At 71.9% G+C, this 18,350-nt stretch carries 17 protein-coding genes; 4 read left to right on the plus strand and 13 right to left on the minus strand.

The window, feature by feature from the left end; all coding sequences use genetic code 11:
• The first annotated feature begins 616 nt into the window (after positions 1-616).
• Together N5079_RS28685 and N5079_RS28690 are read left to right on the plus strand one after the other, a co-directional pair.
• A complete protein-coding gene (locus N5079_RS28685) occupies positions 617-1,384 on the plus strand; it encodes a VOC family protein (RefSeq protein ID WP_261587264.1) in 768 nt (255 codons plus the stop codon).
• 455 nt (positions 1,385-1,839) lie between these two features.
• The gene (locus N5079_RS28690; RefSeq protein ID WP_261587265.1) at positions 1,840-2,583 is read left to right on the plus strand and encodes an endonuclease V; all 744 of its coding nucleotides are present in this window, start codon (positions 1,840-1,842) and stop codon (positions 2,581-2,583) included.
• A gap of 141 nt (positions 2,584-2,724) precedes the next feature.
• Here the strand turns inward: N5079_RS28690 and N5079_RS28695 are convergent, their stop codons facing one another.
• Complete coding sequence (locus N5079_RS28695) at positions 2,725-3,069, minus strand: MmcQ/YjbR family DNA-binding protein (RefSeq protein ID WP_261587266.1); 345 nt, start codon at positions 3,067-3,069, stop codon at positions 2,725-2,727.
• Positions 3,066-3,365, minus strand: a complete 300-nt coding sequence (locus tag N5079_RS28700; protein WP_315967895.1) for an MTH1187 family thiamine-binding protein — start codon at positions 3,363-3,365, stop codon at positions 3,066-3,068. Before N5079_RS28700 ends, N5079_RS28695 begins: the two co-directional genes overlap by 4 nt.
• Positions 3,366-3,508: 143 nt before the next feature.
• On the opposite strand from N5079_RS28700, the gene N5079_RS28705 reads away from it, so the two are divergent.
• Complete coding sequence (locus N5079_RS28705) at positions 3,509-4,585, plus strand: NAD(P)/FAD-dependent oxidoreductase (RefSeq protein ID WP_261587268.1); 1,077 nt, start codon at positions 3,509-3,511, stop codon at positions 4,583-4,585.
• A 42-nt stretch (positions 4,586-4,627) separates the two neighbouring features.
• On the opposite strand, the gene N5079_RS28710 is transcribed toward N5079_RS28705, so the two are convergent.
• Both N5079_RS28710 and murQ read right to left on the minus strand, forming a co-directional pair.
• On the minus strand, positions 4,628-5,701 hold the full coding sequence (locus N5079_RS28710; RefSeq protein ID WP_261587269.1) for a serine hydrolase domain-containing protein: 1,074 nt from the start codon (positions 5,699-5,701) through the stop codon (positions 4,628-4,630).
• Between the two features lie 101 nt (positions 5,702-5,802).
• The gene (murQ, locus tag N5079_RS28715) at positions 5,803-6,714 is read right to left on the minus strand and encodes an N-acetylmuramic acid 6-phosphate etherase (protein ID WP_261587270.1); all 912 of its coding nucleotides are present in this window, start codon (positions 6,712-6,714) and stop codon (positions 5,803-5,805) included.
• A gap of 92 nt (positions 6,715-6,806) precedes the next feature.
• On the opposite strand from murQ, the gene N5079_RS28720 reads away from it, so the two are divergent.
• Complete coding sequence (locus N5079_RS28720) at positions 6,807-7,943, plus strand: DUF1343 domain-containing protein (protein WP_261587271.1); 1,137 nt, start codon at positions 6,807-6,809, stop codon at positions 7,941-7,943.
• Here the strand turns inward: N5079_RS28720 and N5079_RS28725 are convergent.
• From N5079_RS28725 to N5079_RS28765, 9 genes are all read right to left on the minus strand, one after another.
• Positions 7,922-8,812: a GNAT family N-acetyltransferase gene (locus tag N5079_RS28725; protein ID WP_261587272.1), complete on the minus strand. Its 891-nt coding sequence runs from the start codon at positions 8,810-8,812 to the stop codon at positions 7,922-7,924. The genes N5079_RS28720 and N5079_RS28725 overlap by 22 nt on opposite strands.
• Positions 8,809-9,816 (minus strand): ABC transporter ATP-binding protein, encoded by a 1,008-nt coding sequence (locus N5079_RS28730; protein WP_261587273.1) that lies wholly within the window; start codon positions 9,814-9,816, stop codon positions 8,809-8,811. Before N5079_RS28730 ends, N5079_RS28725 begins: the two co-directional genes overlap by 4 nt.
• Positions 9,813-10,856: an ABC transporter ATP-binding protein gene (locus tag N5079_RS28735; protein ID WP_261587274.1), complete on the minus strand. Its 1,044-nt coding sequence runs from the start codon at positions 10,854-10,856 to the stop codon at positions 9,813-9,815. The genes N5079_RS28730 and N5079_RS28735 overlap by 4 nt, the downstream gene beginning before the upstream one ends.
• A 3-nt stretch (positions 10,857-10,859) precedes the next feature.
• Positions 10,860-11,783, minus strand: a complete 924-nt coding sequence (locus tag N5079_RS28740; protein WP_261587275.1) for an ABC transporter permease — start codon at positions 11,781-11,783, stop codon at positions 10,860-10,862.
• Complete coding sequence (locus N5079_RS28745) at positions 11,780-12,799, minus strand: ABC transporter permease (RefSeq protein ID WP_261587276.1); 1,020 nt, start codon at positions 12,797-12,799, stop codon at positions 11,780-11,782. The genes N5079_RS28740 and N5079_RS28745 overlap by 4 nt, the downstream gene beginning before the upstream one ends.
• Complete coding sequence (locus N5079_RS28750; protein ID WP_261587277.1) at positions 12,796-14,610, minus strand: ABC transporter substrate-binding protein; 1,815 nt, start codon at positions 14,608-14,610, stop codon at positions 12,796-12,798. The genes N5079_RS28745 and N5079_RS28750 overlap by 4 nt, the downstream gene beginning before the upstream one ends.
• Positions 14,611-14,664: 54 nt before the next feature.
• Positions 14,665-15,630 (minus strand): MurR/RpiR family transcriptional regulator, encoded by a 966-nt coding sequence (locus N5079_RS28755; RefSeq protein ID WP_261587278.1) that lies wholly within the window; start codon positions 15,628-15,630, stop codon positions 14,665-14,667.
• 205 nt (positions 15,631-15,835) lie between these two features.
• Positions 15,836-17,281 (minus strand): glycoside hydrolase family 3 protein, encoded by a 1,446-nt coding sequence (locus tag N5079_RS28760; protein ID WP_261587279.1) that lies wholly within the window; start codon positions 17,279-17,281, stop codon positions 15,836-15,838.
• Positions 17,282-17,307: 26 nt separating this feature from the next.
• A complete protein-coding gene (locus N5079_RS28765; protein WP_261587280.1) occupies positions 17,308-18,300 on the minus strand; it encodes an N-acetylglucosamine kinase in 993 nt (330 codons plus the stop codon).
• Positions 18,301-18,350: the final 50 nt, after the last annotated feature.

Raw genomic sequence — 18,350 nt, forward strand, 5'->3', positions numbered from 1 at the left:
GGGGCCGGGCGCCATCCGCGCGAGCCCTTCGGGGATTTGCTGCCGTTCGACAATCACACGGTAAAGGTACCAACCACCACCGACAAAAACGCTTCGGGCGGAGGGTCGAGGAACTCACCATAACTATTTCTCGTTGCTTATCGAAGCGACAGCAACGGCGATATGTCCGTACATCTCCGGACGCAGCGACTTATACAATGCACCACTATCGGTGAGATTCCAGCGGGAAAGGCATGGCTATTCAATCGCTCGCCGTACACCGGAGTATCGGGGACACCAGGGTTCCAGGGCCGACGGTGTTCCAGCTGCCGCCGGCCCGGCGCCGCCGAAGTCTGGCTGCTTCGCCGTAGCAGACCCTGACCTTCCGGTTCGTACGGCTCGCCCTGTCCGCTTTCGCGTGGCTGCCGCCGCGAGCCAACGTAACAGGGCCCTACGAAACAGGGCAGAAGGATCGGACCGTCGATGCCAGAGTCGGAGAGTCACATGCCCGGAGGCGGAGGCAGGCGGGCCGGATGATTGCAGGTCATGGGAAGCGCGAAAATTGTCAGTGGGCCCTGGCAGGCTGTGCGCGAGTCATGAGCCACTGACCACGAGGACACTCGACAAGGAAGCCGCCATGCTTACAACCAACTACGTTCCCGGTGCCCCGAACTGGATCGATCTCGGAACACCGGATACCGAAGCCGCGTCCGCCTTCTACTGCGCTCTGCTCGGCTGGAACTTCCAGTCGGCCGGTCCCGACTCGGGCGGTTACGGGTTCTTCCAGGTTGACGGCAAGACCGTCGCCGCCGTCGGCCCACTCACCGAGGAAGGCGCCGTCTCGGCCTGGACGGTGTACTTCCACACCAACGACGCCGACGCCACAACCAAAGCGGTCGAGCAGGCGGGTGGCACCGTCCGGTTCCCGGCGTCCGACGTCTTCACCAACGGGCGGATGGCCGGGTTCACCGACCCCGGTGGTGCGGAGTTCGCTGTCTGGGAGCCCGGGGAGACCAAGGGCCTGGACCTCGTCACCGACCCCGGCTCACTGTGCTGGACCGAGGTGTACGTCCCGGACCCGTCGGCCGTCCTCCCCTTCTACCGGACCGTCTTCGGATGGACGTCCGAGGAGATGCCGTTCGACGACGCGACGTACATCGTGTTATCGACCGCGGAGGGCGACAACCCGAGCCTGGGCGGCGTCATGCCGCTCCAGCCAGGAGACCGGCCGCACTGGCTGCCCTATTTCGAGGTGGCCGACTGCGACGCCACCGTGGCGAGGGCGCAGGAGCTCGGCGGCAACGTCATCGTCCCGGGGATGGGGGTCGAGGGCGTCGGCAGGTTCGCCGTACTGGCTGACGCGTACGGCGCGCGGTTCGCCGTCATGACCAGCGCTCCGGCCTGACGGACCGCAGGGCGGCAGTGCCGCGGCCTCGCCAAACCCTGATGCCTGGCCGACGCCGTCACCTGCCAACCTGCTACCCGACAACCCGCTGCTTGGCAAGCGCGTAGGCCTGCTGCCTGACAAATGCACGGTCCTGCCCTCTGGACACGCGCGCAAGGGCCTGCTGCCCGACAGGTGGCGATAGGCCGTGCCGTCTGACCAATCTGTGCCCGGCGAACTACCTCCGCGAGGCCGGGTGCTGGATGGGGGGGGTGTGGAGCGCCCAGGCCCGGAGCTCATCCTCAGGGGCGTTCAGCCGGAGGAGCCGGTCGCCATGGACGACGGCGTATTCGTGACAGCCGCCGCCCGAGCGGTACCAGTCGTCCCCGTCGGGTTCGCACCCACGGGCGCGGACAGCCACGGTTAGGCATGTCCTGACATCGGCCCGGGGCGCTGTGGGGCTATCGTCACGGCTTGTGAAGGTTTGCGTTCCGGCGGCATGGCCGACCACGACGGACGAGGCCGAGACGGTCCAGGAGACGCTGCGCTCACGGCTCGACCTTGCCGGACCGGGGCCGCGCGACCCGGCGACGGTGGCGGGGGTGGACGTGGCCTACACCGAGGACCGGCTCGCCGCGGCGGTCGTCGTCCTGGACGGGACGACCCTCCAGAAGATCGAGCAGGTCACGGTGCCGGGGCCGATCGCCTTCGAGTACGTGCCGGGGCTCCTGGCGTTCCGGGAGTTGCCCAGTCTGGTGCGCGCGCTGGAACGGCTCACCGTCACGCCGGATCTCATCGTCTGCGACGGGTACGGCGTGGCCCACCCGAGACGCTTCGGTCTGGCCTGCCACCTCGGCGTGCTCACCGGCCTGCCGACCATTGGCGTGGGGAAGACGGCGTTCGTCGGAACGTACGAGGAGCCGGGCCGGGAGAGAGGCGCCTGGAGCGAGCTACGCCTGGACGGCGATGTGGTCGGCCGGGTGCTGCGGACACAGGACGGCGTCAAGCCAGTCTTCGTCTCGGTAGGCCACCGGACCGACCTGGACACCGCCTGCCACAACGTCCTGGCTCTGAGCCCCTCCCATCGGCTTCCCGAGACGACCCGGGCGGCCGACAGGCTGTCCCGCGACGCCCTCCGCACGGCCCTGCCCGTTGATCGGCGCCGCCGGCCGGACCGCCCGGTCCAGGACCGGCAGCCCGGTCCAACCCCGGAAGCGTGAGATCGCCGCGCAGGGGTCCGGGAGGGCGCCGAGCTCAAGTCGCTAACGGGACCGGGCTTGTTCAGGAAAGGCGCCATATGAGGGCACGGGGCTCGCTCAGACGAGTGCCCCGCTCAACTCACTAACGGGACTGGGGCTCGTTCAGGAGGGCGAGAGGTGGGCGGCGGCGACCCGCTTTGGGACCACCATGCGCCAGGCGTCCACGACCAGCTCCCCGAGCTCGGCCTCGTCGATGGCGGCGAGCCAGACCCGCACCCAGTTATAGCGCTCGTCCGACGGGCGGGGCATGTGGAACTTCCGAGGCTCGGCCGCGATGAGGGCGGCCCGCTCCTCCTTGGGGAACGCGAATCCCATGGACGTCTCGTCGGCCGAGATCGTCACGTAGACGATCCTCCCCACGCGGAAGGTGACGCGGTCCCTGACCAGTTTCTCCTCGGTCCTCGGCAGCGCCATCGCGACCCGGCGCACGTCCTCGGCGATGATCACGTGTCTGAGGCCAGGTGGCGCTCGATTGAGGCCACCTTGGTGTCGAGGCGGCCCTCGCCGGAACGGGAGTCGGCCTTCAGCACGAGGCTGACGCGCGGGCTGCGCGCCTCGACGGCCGCGACGGCGTCCTTGACGACGGCGAGCACCTCGTCCCAGCTGTCGCCTTCGATGGTGGTGAACATGGCGTCGGTGCGGTTGGGCAGGCCGGACGCCCGAACGACGCGCACCGCCTCGGCGACCAGCTCTCCCACGTCCTCACCCGCGCCGATGGGCGTGACGCTGAACGCCACCAGCACCGACATCGCTCCCCCTCACGGTCACCGGGACGCCGGGCCGTACCCGAACCCAGCCGTGGGGAGCCTATCGCGGCCCGCGAAACGGGGGCGGCCCCGAGCCCGGGTATGGGAAGCCGGGCGGGGTCGCGGTTGTTGACCACCCCGTGAGCACCACCGGACTCCAGCGAGACGTCGACGCCGTCGTCATCGGGGCGGGGCAGGCCGGCCTGTCCAGCGCGTACTTCCTGCGCCGTTTCGGGATCGACTTCGTGATCCTCGACGCGGAGGCGGGGCCGGGCGGCGCCTGGCGGCACCGCTCCCCCACGCTGACCATGGAGAAGTTGCACGGCATCTTCGACCTGCCCGGGATCAAGCGAACTCCGGAAGTCGACCCCGCCCTCCGGGCCGCCGAGGTCCTGCCCGCGTATTTCGCCGGCTACGAGGAGGAGGCCGGGCTGCCGGTGCTGCGGCCCGTGCCGGTCCGATCGGTGAGCGACGGCGAGGACGGCCGGCTCCTGGTAGCCACGGCGTCGGGCGATTGGGCGGCCCGCGCGGTGGTCAACGCCACCGGAACCTGGAGCCGTCCCTACTGGCCGTACTATCCGGGGGCGACCGGCTTCCAGGGCAGGCAGCTCCACTACGCGGGCTACCGGGGGCCAGGCGAGTTCGCCGGGCTGAGGGTCGTCGTCGTGGGCGGCGGTCACTCGGCAGCGCATGTGCTGTCCGAGATCGCCGGGGTCGCCGCCTCGACGCTTTGGGTGACCCGCAGGCCGCCGGTGCTCCGCGAGGGCCCCTACGACGACGAAGACAGGCGGGCGGTCGTCGCCCTGGTGGAGGAGCGGGTGCGGGCCGGGCTGCCGCCGCAGAGCGTCGTCAGCGCGACCGGTCTGGGCTACAGCGCGGTGGTACGGGAGGCCCTGGCCAAGGGGGCGCTCAACCGGTTGCCGATGTTCAGCCGCGTCACTTCCACGGGCGTCGCGTGGGACGACGGCCGGGTCGCCGGCGCCGACGTGATCGTGTGGGCCACCGGCTTCCGCTCCGCCCTCGACCATCTCGCGCCGCTCAGGCTACGCGGGCCGGGCGGCGGCATCCAGATGGACGGCACGCGCGTGGTGGCCGAGCCCCGGCTGCACCTCGTCGGCTACGGCCCCTCGGCCAGCACCGTCGGAGCGAACCGCGCGGGCCGGTCCGCCGCGACGGAGATCCGCCGACTGCTGAACGGCTCGAAAGCGGTGGCCTGACCACAGAAGGCCTAATCAGAGGCCGCCTGACCGAGCACCCGCCTAACCCGACAGGCGAAGGGCCTCGGCGGCGACGGCGGTGCGCAGGTCCCTGATGCCGGGCCGTCCGCGCAGGGGGTGAACGTTGTTGGTGAGCAGCACGACGGTCAGACGGCGCGCGGGGTCGACGACCAGCGACGTCCCGGTGAAGCCGGAGTGGCCGAGCGCGTCGGCCAGCGGGCCGACGATGGCCGGGTCACCGATCCGGACGCCCAGGCCCTGGCGGAAGGCGGCGCCCGGCACGCCGTGGTCGCGGGTCATCTCCGACAGCATGGCCGGAGAGAGGACCCCGTCGCCCCCCGCGCGCAGCATCTCGCCGAAGCGGAGCAGGTCCCCGGCGGTCGAGAACAGCCCGGCGTGCCCGGTGACGCCGCCCAGCGCGTAGGCGGTCTCGTCGTGGACCTCTCCCCTGACGCACCCCGGCCCCGCGCCCGGCCCCGCGCGCTCGGGCTTGTGCTCGGTGGCGACGACGCGGTGCAGCACGGCCGGTCCGGGCCGATAAGCGGTATCCGGGAGGCCGAGCCGGTCGGTGATCCGCTCGCGCACCAGAACGTCGAGTGACGCCCCGCCCGCGATCTCGGCGACCCGGCCTGCCGTGATCATGCCGACGTCGGAGTAGGTGTGTGTCCCCAGCGGGCCCTGCGCCGGGGTGGACAGGATGACGTCCCAGCGGGACTGTGCCGGCTCCTCGCCCACCCGCCGCCCCGGCGGCAGGCCGGAGGTGTGCGTGAGAAGGTGCCGCAGGGTGATCTCCGGCCGGTGACCGTAGTGCGCGGGCAGCCAGGCCGCGACGGGCTCGTCCAGGCCGAGGCGGCCGTCCTCGGCCAGCGAGAGCAGCACGACGGTCGTGAACAGCTTGGTGATCGACGCCAGATCGAAGACGGAGTCGGGCATGACCGGGGGCCGGTCCGGCAGCAGCGCCTCGGAGGCGTCGGCGAACCGCGCCGCTTCCCCGGCGGCGGCCGTCATGACCGGGCGTCCGTCCACGGCGATCACCGCGACCGCCGCCGACGCGACACCCGGCACCGCCCCACGCAGGATCTCCTCCAGCGCCGTCGTCCGCATCGGCACCCCCATCAGCCTCTCAACATCCCCTCAGCAGCCCTCAGCAGCCCCTCAGCAGCGTAAGTCCCGTGCGCAGGGCCGGAATTCGTGCATGATCACGGCGGGAGCCGGGGTCATCCGCGCCGAAGCGCCGTGGCCAGCCTGTCCCCGTGCGCGGCGAGCAGCGACCGCGCGTCGTCCGGGTCGAGGCCGCGCTCGATCATCACGACGGCGGTCTTCACGTCGTGCCCGGCCTCCTCCAGTGCCTCGCGGGCCGCCGGGACCTCGGCGCCGGTGATGTCGGCGACGATGCGGGCCGCCCGGTCGACGAGCTTGGAGTTGCTCGCCGACACCTCGATCATGTAGTTGCCGTAGGTCCGGCCGCACTTGACCATCGTAATCGTCGAGATCATGTTGAGGACGAGCTTCTGGGCCGTGCCGGCCTTCAGCCGGGTCGAGCCGGTGACGATCTCGGGCCCGACGATGACCTCGATGGCGTGGTCGGCGGCGGCGGAGAGCGGCGTGGCGGTGTTGCATCCCAGCCCCACGGTGAGCGCGCCCAGGCGGCGGGCCTCGGCGACCGCTGCGACGACGTACGGCGCGCGTCCGCTGGCCGAGATCCCCACGACGGAGTCGAGGGGGCCGACCTCCTTGGCGCGGATGATCGCGGCGCCCGCCTCCGCGTCGTCCTCGGCACCCTCGACCGACCGGGTGAGCGCCGTGTCGCCACCCGCGATGATCCCCTGGACCAGTTCGGGGTCGGTGCCGAACGTCGGCGGGCACTCGGAGGCGTCGAGCACAGCCAGCCGTCCGGACGTGCCGGCGCCCACGTAGAGCAGCCGCCCTCCCGAGGACATCCGCTCGGCGATGCCGTCGATCGCGGCCGAGATCGCCGGTACGGCGGTGGCCACCGCAGCCGGCACGGCGGCGTCGGCCGCGTTCATGAGGCGCGCGATCTCCTCCGTCGGCAGCGTGTCGATCCCGCTGTAGCGGGGATCGCTCTGTTCAGTGGCGAGAGTGCCGAGACCGGCAGGTGGTTGCGTCATGATTCCTCAGATTTCACGGGCGAGATGACGAGCACGAGATGACGATTCCGAAGTGACGTTCGAAATAGCGAGTCCGAAATGACGAGTTCGACATGAGCCGGGTGCGCACCGGGCTGGAGAAGCTGGTCTCCGGGCCGCGACCGGCGATGGGCAGCCGGGTCGGCCTCGTCACCAACCCCACTGGAGTCCTGCCCGATCTGACCCCGTCCGCAACGGCCCTGCTGGCGGCGGGTGTGCCGCTGACCACGCTCTTCAGCCCGGAGCACGGCCTGCGGGGCACGGCTCAGGCCGGGCGTGGGGAGGAAGACGCCGCCGATCCGGTCACCGGGCTTCCCGTCGTCGACACCTATCAACGCTCGGGCGCGGAGCTGGACGAGCTTGTGGCCTCCTCCCGGGTGGACACGCTCGTGTTCGACATCGGCGACGTCGGCACCCGCTTCTACACCTACGTCTGGACGATGTACGACCTCATGGTGACCGCGGCGCGCCTCGGGTCGCGGTTCGTCGTCCTGGACCGGCCCAACCCGATCGGCGGCGTGGCGAGCGAGGGGCCGCTGCTCGACCCGTCCTACGCCGGCTTCGTCGGCCGCGCCCCCATTCCGGTACGGCACGGCCTCACGGTGGGCGAGCTGGCCCTGTTCGTCAACCGTACGATCAACGCGAAGCTGGAGGTGGTGGGCCTCCAGGGGTGGCGGCGGGAGGCGTACTTCGACGAGACGGGGCTGCCCTGGGTCATGCCCTCGGTGAACATGCCCACGCTGGAGACCGCGCTCGTCTATCCCGGGACCGGCCTGTTGGAGGGGACCAACGTGTCCGAGGGGCGCGGGACCACCCGGCCGTTCGAGCTGGTGGGCGCGCCGTACGCCGACGGGCGGTTCGCCGAGGCGCTGAACGGCCTGGGCCTGCCGGGCGTCCGGTTTCGCGACACGTGGTTCACGCCGACCTTCGGAAAGCACGCGGGCGTGCCGGTGCGGGGTGTCCAGGCGCACGTCGGCGACCGGCGGTCGTTCCGGCCGGTGCTCACCGGCGTGTCGATGCTGCACGTGCTCCGCACGCTCTACCCCGGCGACTTCGCCTGCGACCCGTTCCTCGACCAGCTGTGGGGGTCGGGCTCGCTGCGCCGCAGCCTCGACGCGGGCGATGATCCGCGGGAGCTGTGCGCGCCGGTCCCCTGGCTGGACGAGGTCGAGCTGCTGTACGGCCGGCATCAGCCGAGCGGGCGGCGGTAGAGCCAGAAGACGCGCTCGACCCTCGCGGCGGCCGCCTGGGAGTAGAACCGGATCGGCCCGACCCAGCCGATCTGCACGCTTCGCAGCCCGGCCGACGCCTGCTCGGCGAGGCATCTGCGCAGCAGGACCCGGCCGACGCCGAGCCCCCGGGCGGCCTCCGCCGTCCCCATCGGGCCGAACCAGAGGGGCCGGGAGCCCCACGCGGCGAACGCGAGGATCTCCCCGTCCCGCACCGCGTAGTGGCACCCGGTGGCCTGCTCGACCTCCCAGGCCCACGAGTCGTTCCAGTTCCGCCTGACGAACTCGGCCACCGGAGCGCGCTCCCTCAGGGCCGCCTCCCGTACGGTCACCCCGGCCGAGGCGAGCCGATCAAGCTCAGCCCGGTCGTCGGGGACGACGGAGGGCAGGTCGGCGGTCATGTTCCAGGCCACGCGGTACCGGTCGTACCCCAGGCTCTCGGCGAGGCAGGCCGCCGGGGTGTAGCGGACGTCGATGCCGGGCCAGGCGTAGCAGGGCGGGTTCCCCGCGAAGCGGGCCTCGGTGGCGCCTTCGCACCGCAGCCACTCCTCAGCCGCCCGGACGAGCGCGCGGCCCGTTCCGCGCCCCTGGGCGGCGGGCTCGACGGCGAGCAGGTCGACATGCCCCACGCCGTCCTCCGACATGGACGCGAAGACGACCCCGTCCAGGCCGGGAGTGGCGAGCGCCGTCCAGCGGCGCCCGTCGGGCGGGGTGGAGAGGCGCCGGACCAGGAGCGGCGCCTCCGCGGCGTCGGCCCAGAGCGCGGCGGCCGCCAGCTTCTCGACCCGCTCGACGACCTGGACGTCCGGGGCCAGGGGCCGGATGGCGCGTACGGCGTTCGTGGCGGTCACTCGCCCACCCCCAGCGGGATCACGCTCCGGTGCTTCGGGTGGAAGCAGGCGTGCAGCTGAACCGTTTCCCCCAGGTGACCGAGGACGGGCGTCTCGTTCTCGCACCGGTCGGTGCTGAACGGGCACCGCCGCGCGAACAGGCAGCCCGCGTCGGCCTGCCGTTCGTCGAGGGCCTCGGTCGGCACGACTTGCTCGGCGCCCGGCCGCTCCAGCCCGTGGAGGACCGGGATGGCCGACAGCAGCGACTGGGTGTACGGGTGGACCGGGTCGGCGATGATCGACTCCGTCGGCCCGCGCTCGACGACCTGGCCCCGGTAGAGCACGTACACCTCGCCCTCGTCGCCGATGTACCGCGCCGTGGCGATGTCGTGGGTGATGAACAGCACGCTGACGCCCAGCCGCTCGCGCAGGTCCTTGAGCAGGGCCAGGATGCCGAGCCGCATGGACACGTCGATCATCGAGACGGCCTCGTCGGCGACGAGCATCTCGGGGTCCATGGTGAGAGCGCGGGCGATGACCACGCGCTGCCGCATGCCGCCCGAGAGCTGGTGGGGGTAGCGCGGCAGCACGTATCCCGGGTCGATGCCGACGAGCGCCAGCAACTCCTCGGCCCGGCCGTCGATCCACGACCTCGGACGGCCCGTCTGCCGGGCGCGCAGCCTGAGCGGCGCCTCCAGCGTCTGGTGGATCGTCCGGGTGGGGTTCAGCGCCGAGTAGGGGTCCTGGTGGATGAGCTGGATCCGCCGGAAGTGCGGCTGCCGCTTCCGGTGGCTCAGCCCGGACATCGGGGCGCCGTCGATGAGGATCTCGCCGGAGTCGTAGGTCTCCAGGCCGGCGATGATCCGTCCGAGCGTGGTCTTGCCGCAGCCGGACTCGCCGATGAACGAGACCGCGCCGCCCTTCTCGATGGCGAAGTCGACCCCGCGCAGCGCCGGGACGTCGCGCCCTCCGAGGACGCTCCCGCGCTGCTTGAAGGTCTTGGTGATGCCGGTTCCGGTGATCACGCGTACTCCTTCCGCTTCACCAGCGGGAGCGGACGCCCGGCCGCGTGGCAGGCGACCGTCCGCCCGTCGAGGGTCACGGACTGGGGCTCCACCGTCTCGCAGATCTCCATCCGCTTGTCGCACCGCTCCCGGAACACGCACCCGGCGGCCGGCAGCGTGCCCAGCGTGGGGGGCCGTCCGGGCAGCGCCCTGGCCAGTGAGATGTCCCCGGACAGGCGTGGGATGGCCCGGATCAGGCCCTGCGTGTAGGGATGCCTGGGGGCGCCCAGCACCTCGGTGATCCGGCCGTGCTCCACCACCCGCCCGCCGTACATCACGGCGAGGTCGTCGGCGACCTCGGCGACCGCGCCGACGTCGTGGGTGATGACGAGCGTGGTGAGGGCGCGCTCCTCGTGGACCTCCCGGATGATCCGGAGGATCGTCGCCTGGGTGATCATGTCGAGGGCCGTGGTGGGCTCGTCGAGCACGACCACCTGGGCGTTGAGCACGAGCGCCAGCATGATGCCGACCCGCTGACGCATGCCGCCCGACAGCTCGTGCTGGTGGGAGTCGAGCACGCGGGCGCCGTCCATGCCCATGCGGGCGAGCAGGTCCTTCGCGTCGCGCACGAGCGCCCGCAGGTCGTCCACCTCGTGCGAGCGGCCGAGGTCGAGCAGCTGCTTGCCGATCGTCTTGAGCGGGTTGAGCGAGTTCTGCGCGGCCTGGAAGACGTAGCCGACCTTGCGGCCGCGGGTCTGGCGCAGCTGCTCACCGCCGAGCTTGACGACGTCGCCGAGGCCGTCGATCTCGACGGTGCCCGACTTGATCCGGCCGGGCGGCTGGACGGCGTTCAGCAGGGACAGGGCGAGCGTGGACTTTCCGGAGCCGGACTCCCCGACCACACCGGTGATCGTCCCCGGCGTGAGCGTGAGGTCGACGCCGGAGACGGCGGGCAACTCGCCCACGGGGGTCTTGTAGACGACGGTGAGGTCGCGGATGCGCACCCCCGGTGCTGGGCAACTGGGCGCTGGGCAGCCGGGTGCGGGGGAACTGGTGGTCACTGGTTACTCCTCCCGCAGCCGCGGGTTGAAGATCTCGTCCATCGCGTCGACGATGAGCACGATGCCCAGCGTGAGCAGCAGGATCGCGAGCAGTGGGGCGAGCAGGTACGGCAGGGCGGCCGGGGTGGTCAGCGCCCCGCCGTTGAAGACGGCGAGGTTGAGCATCACGCCCCAGTTGTTGGCCTCGAACGGCAGCACGCCCAGGAAGAACAGGCCGACCTGCGCGTACACGGCCCCGGTCACGGCGATGAGCATGTTCATCGCGATGTAGGGGGCCATGCTGGGCAGCAGCTCGCGCCCGATGATGTGCGTCGTCGGCAGGCCGAGCCCCCTGGCGGCCTCGATGAAGCCCCGCTCCCGCAGAGACAGCGTCTGGGACCGTACGGCACGGGCCACGCCTCCCCAGCCGAGCAGCCCGAGCACGAGGCCCATCTCGATCGGGCTCTCGAACTTCCACACGGCGGAGAGCACGAGCAGCAGCGGCAGGCCGGGAATGGCGAGGTTCATGTCGGTGAGCCGCATGAGCGCGGTGTCCCACCGGCCGCGCCGGAACCCGGCGAACAGGCCGATGGCGGTGCCGAGCGCGACCGTGATGACCGCCGTGGCGAGACCGGTGAGCAGCACGTACCGCGCGCCGGTGACGACCAGCGCGAGCACGTCCGTCCCCTCGAAGTCCGTGCCGAAGGGGTGCTGGAGGCTCGGCGGCGAGTAGAGCGCGTTGTCGTCGCGCGGCAGGTGGTCCGGGTAGAGGAGGGGCCCGATCAGGCCCATGACGGCGAAGAGGAGGACGATGACTACCCCGGCCATCCGGCTGGGCTTGCGGCGCAGCACCCGCCACACGCCGCGCCAGAAGTTGCGCCGCAGCGTCGCGCGGGTGGTCCCGCCGGTGGTCTGGACCGTCGCCTCGGGGATCACGGTCACGGTCATGCCGAGCCTCCGCTCCTGACCCGCGGGTCGATCGCCGTGTACAGCAGGTCGGCGGCGATGTTGGCCACGATGATGCCCACCGTGATCACCAGGAAGGTGCCGCCCATCAGGGCGTAGTCGCGGCTGCTGATGCTGTTGACCAGCAGCAGCCCGAGCCCCGGATAGTTGAAGATCTCCTCGATGAAGATCGACCCGCCGAAGAGCATGCCGATCGACAGGGCGAGGATCGTGAACAGCGGCAGGATCGCGTTGCGCGCCAGGTAGCGGAACACGATGCCGCGTTTGAGCCCGCGCAGCTCGGCCGCCAGGATGAAGTCGTCGCCGAGCACGGCCACCACGTTGGACTTCATCGCGAGGATCCATCCGCCGTAGCTCGCCAGCGTGTACGTCACGACGGGCAGCACCGCGTGCTGGAGGAGCGAGCCGACGTACCCGGGGTTGAGGCCGGGGACGAACTCGACGTCGACCGGCCCGCCCGACGGCAGGATCGGCCACAGCGTCGTGAAGATCGCCGTGAGCAGGAGGCCGATGACGTACACCGGCACGCCGTGGAGCAGGGAGCCGGACAGGGCGAGCAGGTCGCCGAGCTTGCCCGACCGCTTGATCGCGGCGTAGACGCCCATGGTGACGCCGAGCAGGAAGCTCAGCAGCGTGCCCGCGAGGACGGGCAGCACGGTCCACCGGGCGGCGTGGCCGATCAGGGTCGTGACCTCGACGCCGGGCGTGCTGAGCGACCGCCCCAGATCGAAGTGGAGCAGCGAGCCGAGGTAACCCGTGTACTGGTCCCAGAGGCTTCCCGTGGGGAGGAATCCGTACAGGACGGCCGTGGCGCGCTCGGCCTGCTCGGGCGACATGCCCTTCTGAATCAGGCTCTCGTACTGTCCCTGGACGGGATTGCCGGGGATCTCCCGGATGATGACGAAGCTGATCGTGGCGACGACCCAGACCATGACCAGGCCGCGGATCAGGTGGCCGGCCACTCGCCTCGCTACGGCGCCTCCGCGGGATCGCGTCATGCCTGCCTCTTCTTGATCATCCCGAGCTGCATCCACACGCCCGACGACAGCCGCAGCGCGTCGCTGTCGTCCGGCGGGAACGCCGTGTACCGGGAGGTGTTCACGAACTGGGTGTTGACGTAGTCCCAGAGCTGCACGACCGGGAGTTGCTCGTTGGCCACCCGGGCCAGCGAGGCGACGATCCGCTTCTGCTCGTCCGGGGAGGCGAACTGGAGCCTGCTGGTCAGCTCGCCGGGGTTGACCCCGTCCACGGTCTCCGGGCCGCCCATCCAGTTGCCCTCGGCGCCCGGCGCCACGTGCTTCAGGTGGCCGCCGAACATCTGCCAGCCGTTCGCCTGGCCGAAGAGGCGCTGGAAGATGTTGTACGGCGAGGGCCCGAGGCCGATGAGCCAGAACCCGACGTCGTACTTGCCGGCCGCCAGCTCGCCCAGGTAGAGGGTGTAGTCGGCGGCGGTGACCACGGTGGCGTCGATACCGTGGTCGCTGAGCTGGCTGGTGATCGACTTGGCCGCGGAGACCCAGTCGGAGAACGACGCCGGCACGTGGATCTCGACCTTCCACGGCGTGCCGTCGGGCATCGCCCACCGGTCGCCCTTGCGGGTCATGCCCGCGGCCCTGAGCTCGGCCGCGGCCTTGGCCGGGTCGAACCGGTAGGGGTCGAGCGCGCCGAACCCGTCGCCCAGCCAGGCCTTGGCCGCCTTGGCGTGGATTCCCGAGGTGGTGGCCGCCGCGGTGCCGCCCTCCGGAGACGCGATCCTGGTCACCTGGTTGCGGTCGATCAGATAGGCCAGCGCCCGCCGCACGTGCACGTTGTCGTACGGCTTCCGCGACTGGTTGAACGCCATCGACGTGGACACCGGCGAGTAGCCCTTGATGACCTGGCTGCCCCTCGTCTCGCGGATGCGGTCCATGACGGCCGTCGGCACCGACGTGAAGGGGGCGTTGTCGAGCTTCCCGGCGATCAGGTAGTTCCAGATCTGCTCGTTGCCGGTGTAGTTGAGGACCTTGACCTTGTCCGGGCCGATGAGCCCGCTGTTGTAGAAGTAGGGGTTCCGCTTCAGCAGGGCCGCGCCCGGGTTGACCCGCTCCAGCACGAACGGCCCGGCGGACACGTCGCGCGGCGGCGAGAAGGCGATGACCTTCTCGGCAAGCCCGGTGATCACGGCCTTGGCCCGGTCGGCCGCCGCGCCGGTCCCGTCCTGGGCCACCTTGAGCGTGTGCCAGAAGTCCGCGGGCAGCAGCGAGCCGAAGACGTGGGCGGGGACGACCACGGTGGACAGGAGGTTGCTGAGGAACGTGCCGCTCTTGTTGGCGCCCTGCGTAATCCTGATGGTCCGGGGGTCGACCACCTGGATGGTCGCCGCGGCGCCCGCCGCCTTGGGGTCGAGGGCGTAGGCCGTGCCGCCCTGGGTGTAGGCGAGGCCGATCGACACCCGGACGTCCTCGCTGGTCACCGGCTTACCGTCGGACCACCTGGCCTTGGGCTGGAGGTGGATGACGACCTCCGACTGGTCAGGGGTGGCCGTCCAGTCGCTGGCGAGCGCCGGATAGAACTGGTTGGGGTCGATGGGGTCGTTCTTCGGCCAGGCCAGAGTCATCCCGTTGTAGCCGGCGAAGACCGAGCCGACGGGGTTGAAGGGGTTCACCGGCGCGCTCGCGTTGATCTGCTTGCTGCCGTCGATCGTTGTGTAGACGCCTCCCGAGGGGTCCGAGGTCCCGGCTGATGTCCCGGTAGATGTCCCGGTGCCGCTGCCGCACGCGGTGGCGGTGGCGACCGACGCCAGTGCCGCAATCGCCGCGAGTCGCTTCATGGGCTGCTCCTGGTTCCCGATTGCCTGGACAATACGGGCGGCCGAGCAGCGGCGTCAATTTTTTCCGTCTATAGAGTCAGTCATGGAGTTAATTTTTACCACGCCGTCTAGCTGCGAAGACGTCGCAGAAGACGCCTGGGAAGAGGTCTGTCGAGAGCGGCGGCGAGGGTCGGTGAGGAACCTGTCGAGCGCCCCTCTGGTGGCCCTCAGAGCGCCGTCCGACGCCTCGAAGGTGCGCTGCGCGACGCCCACGAAGACGCAGTCGACGATCAGGAGCTGGCTGATGCGGCTCGCCAGCGCGCCCGGCCGGAAAGCAGTCTCCCGTCCGGCCGACACGAGCACGTGGTCGGCCATCTCCGCGAGCGCCGAGCGGGGGTTGTTGGTGATCGCGACCGTCGTGGCGCCCGCCTCCCGTGCGGTCCACATCGGCTCCAGCACGTCGGGCGTCTCGCCGGTGCAGCTCACGCCGACGGAGACGTCCGAAGGCCCGGCGAGCGCGGCCCCCGTGAGCGCCAGATGCACGTCGATGAACGCGTGGCTGGACACGCCGATCCGCATCAGCTTCTGCGCCATGTCCGCCGCCACCAGGCCGGACGCGCCCACGCCGTACACGCTCACCCTGCGGGCCTCCACGAGGGCGTCCACTACCGCGCCGAGCCGCTCCGGGGAGAGCTGCGCCGCGGTGTCCGCCAGCGCGTCCGACTCCGCGCGGGCGACCTTCGCGATCACGTCGGCGAGCGGGTCGTCGGGGGCGAGGTCGCCGGGGACCAGCCGCTCCGGCCGCTCACCGGCGGACGCGGCGGCCAGCGCCAGGCGGAGCTCGGAATATCCCGAGAAGCCCAGCGCGCGGGCGGTCCGGACGATGGTCGCCTGGCTGGTCCCCGAGGCGGCGCTCAGCTCGGTGATCGTGCTGCGGGCGACCGTCGCCGGGTCGTCGAGGATCAGCTTCGCGATGGCCCGCCCCGCCGGGGTGAGCGAGGGCAGCACCGCGCGCACGCTCGCCACCAAGTTCGGGGCCACGAGGCTCGAGGCTCCGGGAGCCGGGGCCGTTACGTTCGGGGCCGCGGGGCCGCCCTTGGAGGGTGAGGGCTCCTTCATGGGGCTCCTTGCGATGTGAGGGGGTCTACGGGGGATTCTGGGGGTTCACGGGGATGTCGTGTCCGGAGCGCCGGTCAGCCGCTACCGGCCAGGTACGTCGTCAACTGCCTTCGGTCAGCCAATGCGGTCAGCCACCGTCGGTCAGCCACTGGGCGGCGGCCCGCGCCGACGCGGCGGAGTTGCCGTGGGTGGCAACGTACACGGCCCCGGCGGGGGTGCCGGGAAGGCCCGTCTCGACGACCACCGCGTCGGGCCTGGCCTGTACGGCTTCCGCGAGCAGCCGCTGGATCCAGCCGTGCCGGGCGGCCTCGTGGACCGCGACGACGAGCGGCCTGCCGGGGTCGGCGAGGTCCGGCAGGGCGCCACCCTCGGCCACCTCGGCCCGCACGGTCCCCGGCAGCACCTCGGCGAGCGCTCCGCCGATGCCGAGGGGCGTCGCCCGCCCCACGGCCTGGGTCGGCCGGGCCGACATCTCGACGACCAGGGGCGCGCCCCTCAGCACGGGACGGCCTGCCGTACCGATGACACGCAGGGCCGCTGTGGCGGCCGCCAGGCCGAGGCCCTCGTCGGTGTCGCGGAGGGCGGCGGCCCGGGCGGGGGCCTCCCTGGCGTACCAGCCGGCGAGCCGCAGCACGCGGCCGGCCGCCTCCGCCAGCCGTTCCTCCGCGAGGCTTCCCTCCCGGACGGCCTGGACGACGGCGTCCCGAAGCGCATAGACGCTCTCCCCCTCGGGCGAGGAGACGCCGACGCAGACGGCGTCGGCCCCGGCGGCCAGGGCCCCGACGGCGATATCGCCGGGCGAGCGGAGCGCCGCGACCGCCCGCATCTCGATCGCGTCGGTGACCACGAGGCCGTCGAAGCCCAGTTCCTCACGGAGCAGCCCGGTCAGTACGGCATGGCTGAGCGTGGCCGGGGCGTCGTCGAGGGCGGGCACGAGCAGGTGGCCGCACATCACGGCCCGCACGCCCGCGTCGATCGCGGCGTGGAAGGGCGGGAGGTCCCTCCGTGCGAGCACGTCACGCGGCACGGGAACGGTCGGCAGCGCCAGATGCGAGTCGGTCATGGTGTCGCCGTGGCCGGGGAAGTGCTTGGCGCAGGCCGCCACGCCGGCTCCCTGCATGCCCTGGATCCAGGCCACCCCGTGCCGCGCGACCAGCCCGGGATCCGCGCCGAAGGACCTGACGCCGATGACGGGGTTGCGGGGGTTGGAGTTGACGTCGACCACGGGCGCGTAATTGAGCGTGATGTCCGCGGCGGCCAGCAGCCGGCCCATCTGGCGGGCCACCCGCTCCGTCAGCGAGACGTCGCCGGCCACGCCGAGCGCCAGGTTGCCGGGCCAGGAGCTCCCCGTCCGCGCCTCCAGACGGGTGATCGCCCCGCCTTCCTCGTCGACCGCGACCACCACACCCGGGTTCTCCTCGCGCATCGCCGCCACGAGGGCGGCCGTCTGGTCCGGATCGGCGATGTTGCGGGCGAAGAGCACGGCCCCGCCCAGGCCCTCGGCGAGCGCCCGCCGCAGCCAGACCGGGGGGCTCGTGCCGGCGAAGCCCGGCTGCAGCACGGTCAGGGCCATCCGGTCTAGCTCGGAGGAGCCGCCCATCATCCACCGTCCGGCGCCGCGGCCATGCCGATCAGCCGGTGGTGCGCCTGAAGCGCGCGGGGCTCGCCGGGCGGGAGGGCGGCCCGGAGGGCGAGCGCGGCGGCTCCGGCGGCGCCGTCCCGCGCGGGCACCCACTGGGCGTGCTGCCCCAGCTCGGCCCTGACCCTGCGGGCCAGCTCGGTGGGCTCGGTCAGCAGAGACCCCGCGAGCACCAGTGGCCCGTCCCCGCCCCCCGCCTGGCAAACGGCACGTGCCGTACGGCCCAGCCGCCGCGCGGCCTCGTCCAGGATCTCGCCGGCCACGGGGTCGCCCCGCCGGGCGAGGTCGTCCGCGACGGGGGCGAGCGTGCCGAGCCAGGCCGGTCCGGACTCGGCGACGCGGGCGTAGACAGCGGAAAGGATCGCCTGGGCGAGGGCTCGTTCGTCGCCGGGAACGTCACTGAAAGCGCAGCCGAGGACGGCGGCGACGCGGCCGGTCAGCGCGGTGTGGGCGGTGCGACCGTCCAGAGCGGTCAGCGCGGCGGTGACGGCCCGCCTGCCGATCCAGACTCCCGAGCCCTCGTCGCCCAGCAGCCAGCCGAGGCCGTCGGCACGCCGTACGACCCGCCACTGGTGGATCCGCGCCGCGACCGCGCCGGTGCCGGAGATGAGCACGGTCCCGTCGGGACACGCGGTGGCGCTGGTGAAGGCCACGAGCACGTCCGGCACGACCGCGGGCCGGCCCGGGAGCCCGGCCGCGCGCCACGCGTCCCCCGCAACCCGCTCCGCGGACGCCGCGCCGGCCAGCCCGAAGACGCCGCCGGCCACCGAGGAGCGGTCGAGGCCGCCGAGCGCGGCCGTGAGCGCGGCCAGCACGTTGGCGGAGGGGTCCTTGACCGAGAGCGCGTTCGCGCCGCCCGCGCGTCCCCGGCCGGCGATCTCCCCCGTCTCCTGGGCCACGACGCAGCGAGTGCTGGTGCCGCCTCCGTCGACACCGACGAACAGAGCCGTCACGACCGCCCCCCTCCCCCGGTTGTGCCGCCCCCGGCCGGTGGGCGTAGATA

This window comes from Planotetraspora sp. A-T 1434 (genome assembly GCF_025420585.1).
Lineage (GTDB): Bacteria > Actinomycetota > Actinomycetes > Streptosporangiales > Streptosporangiaceae > JAOEGB01.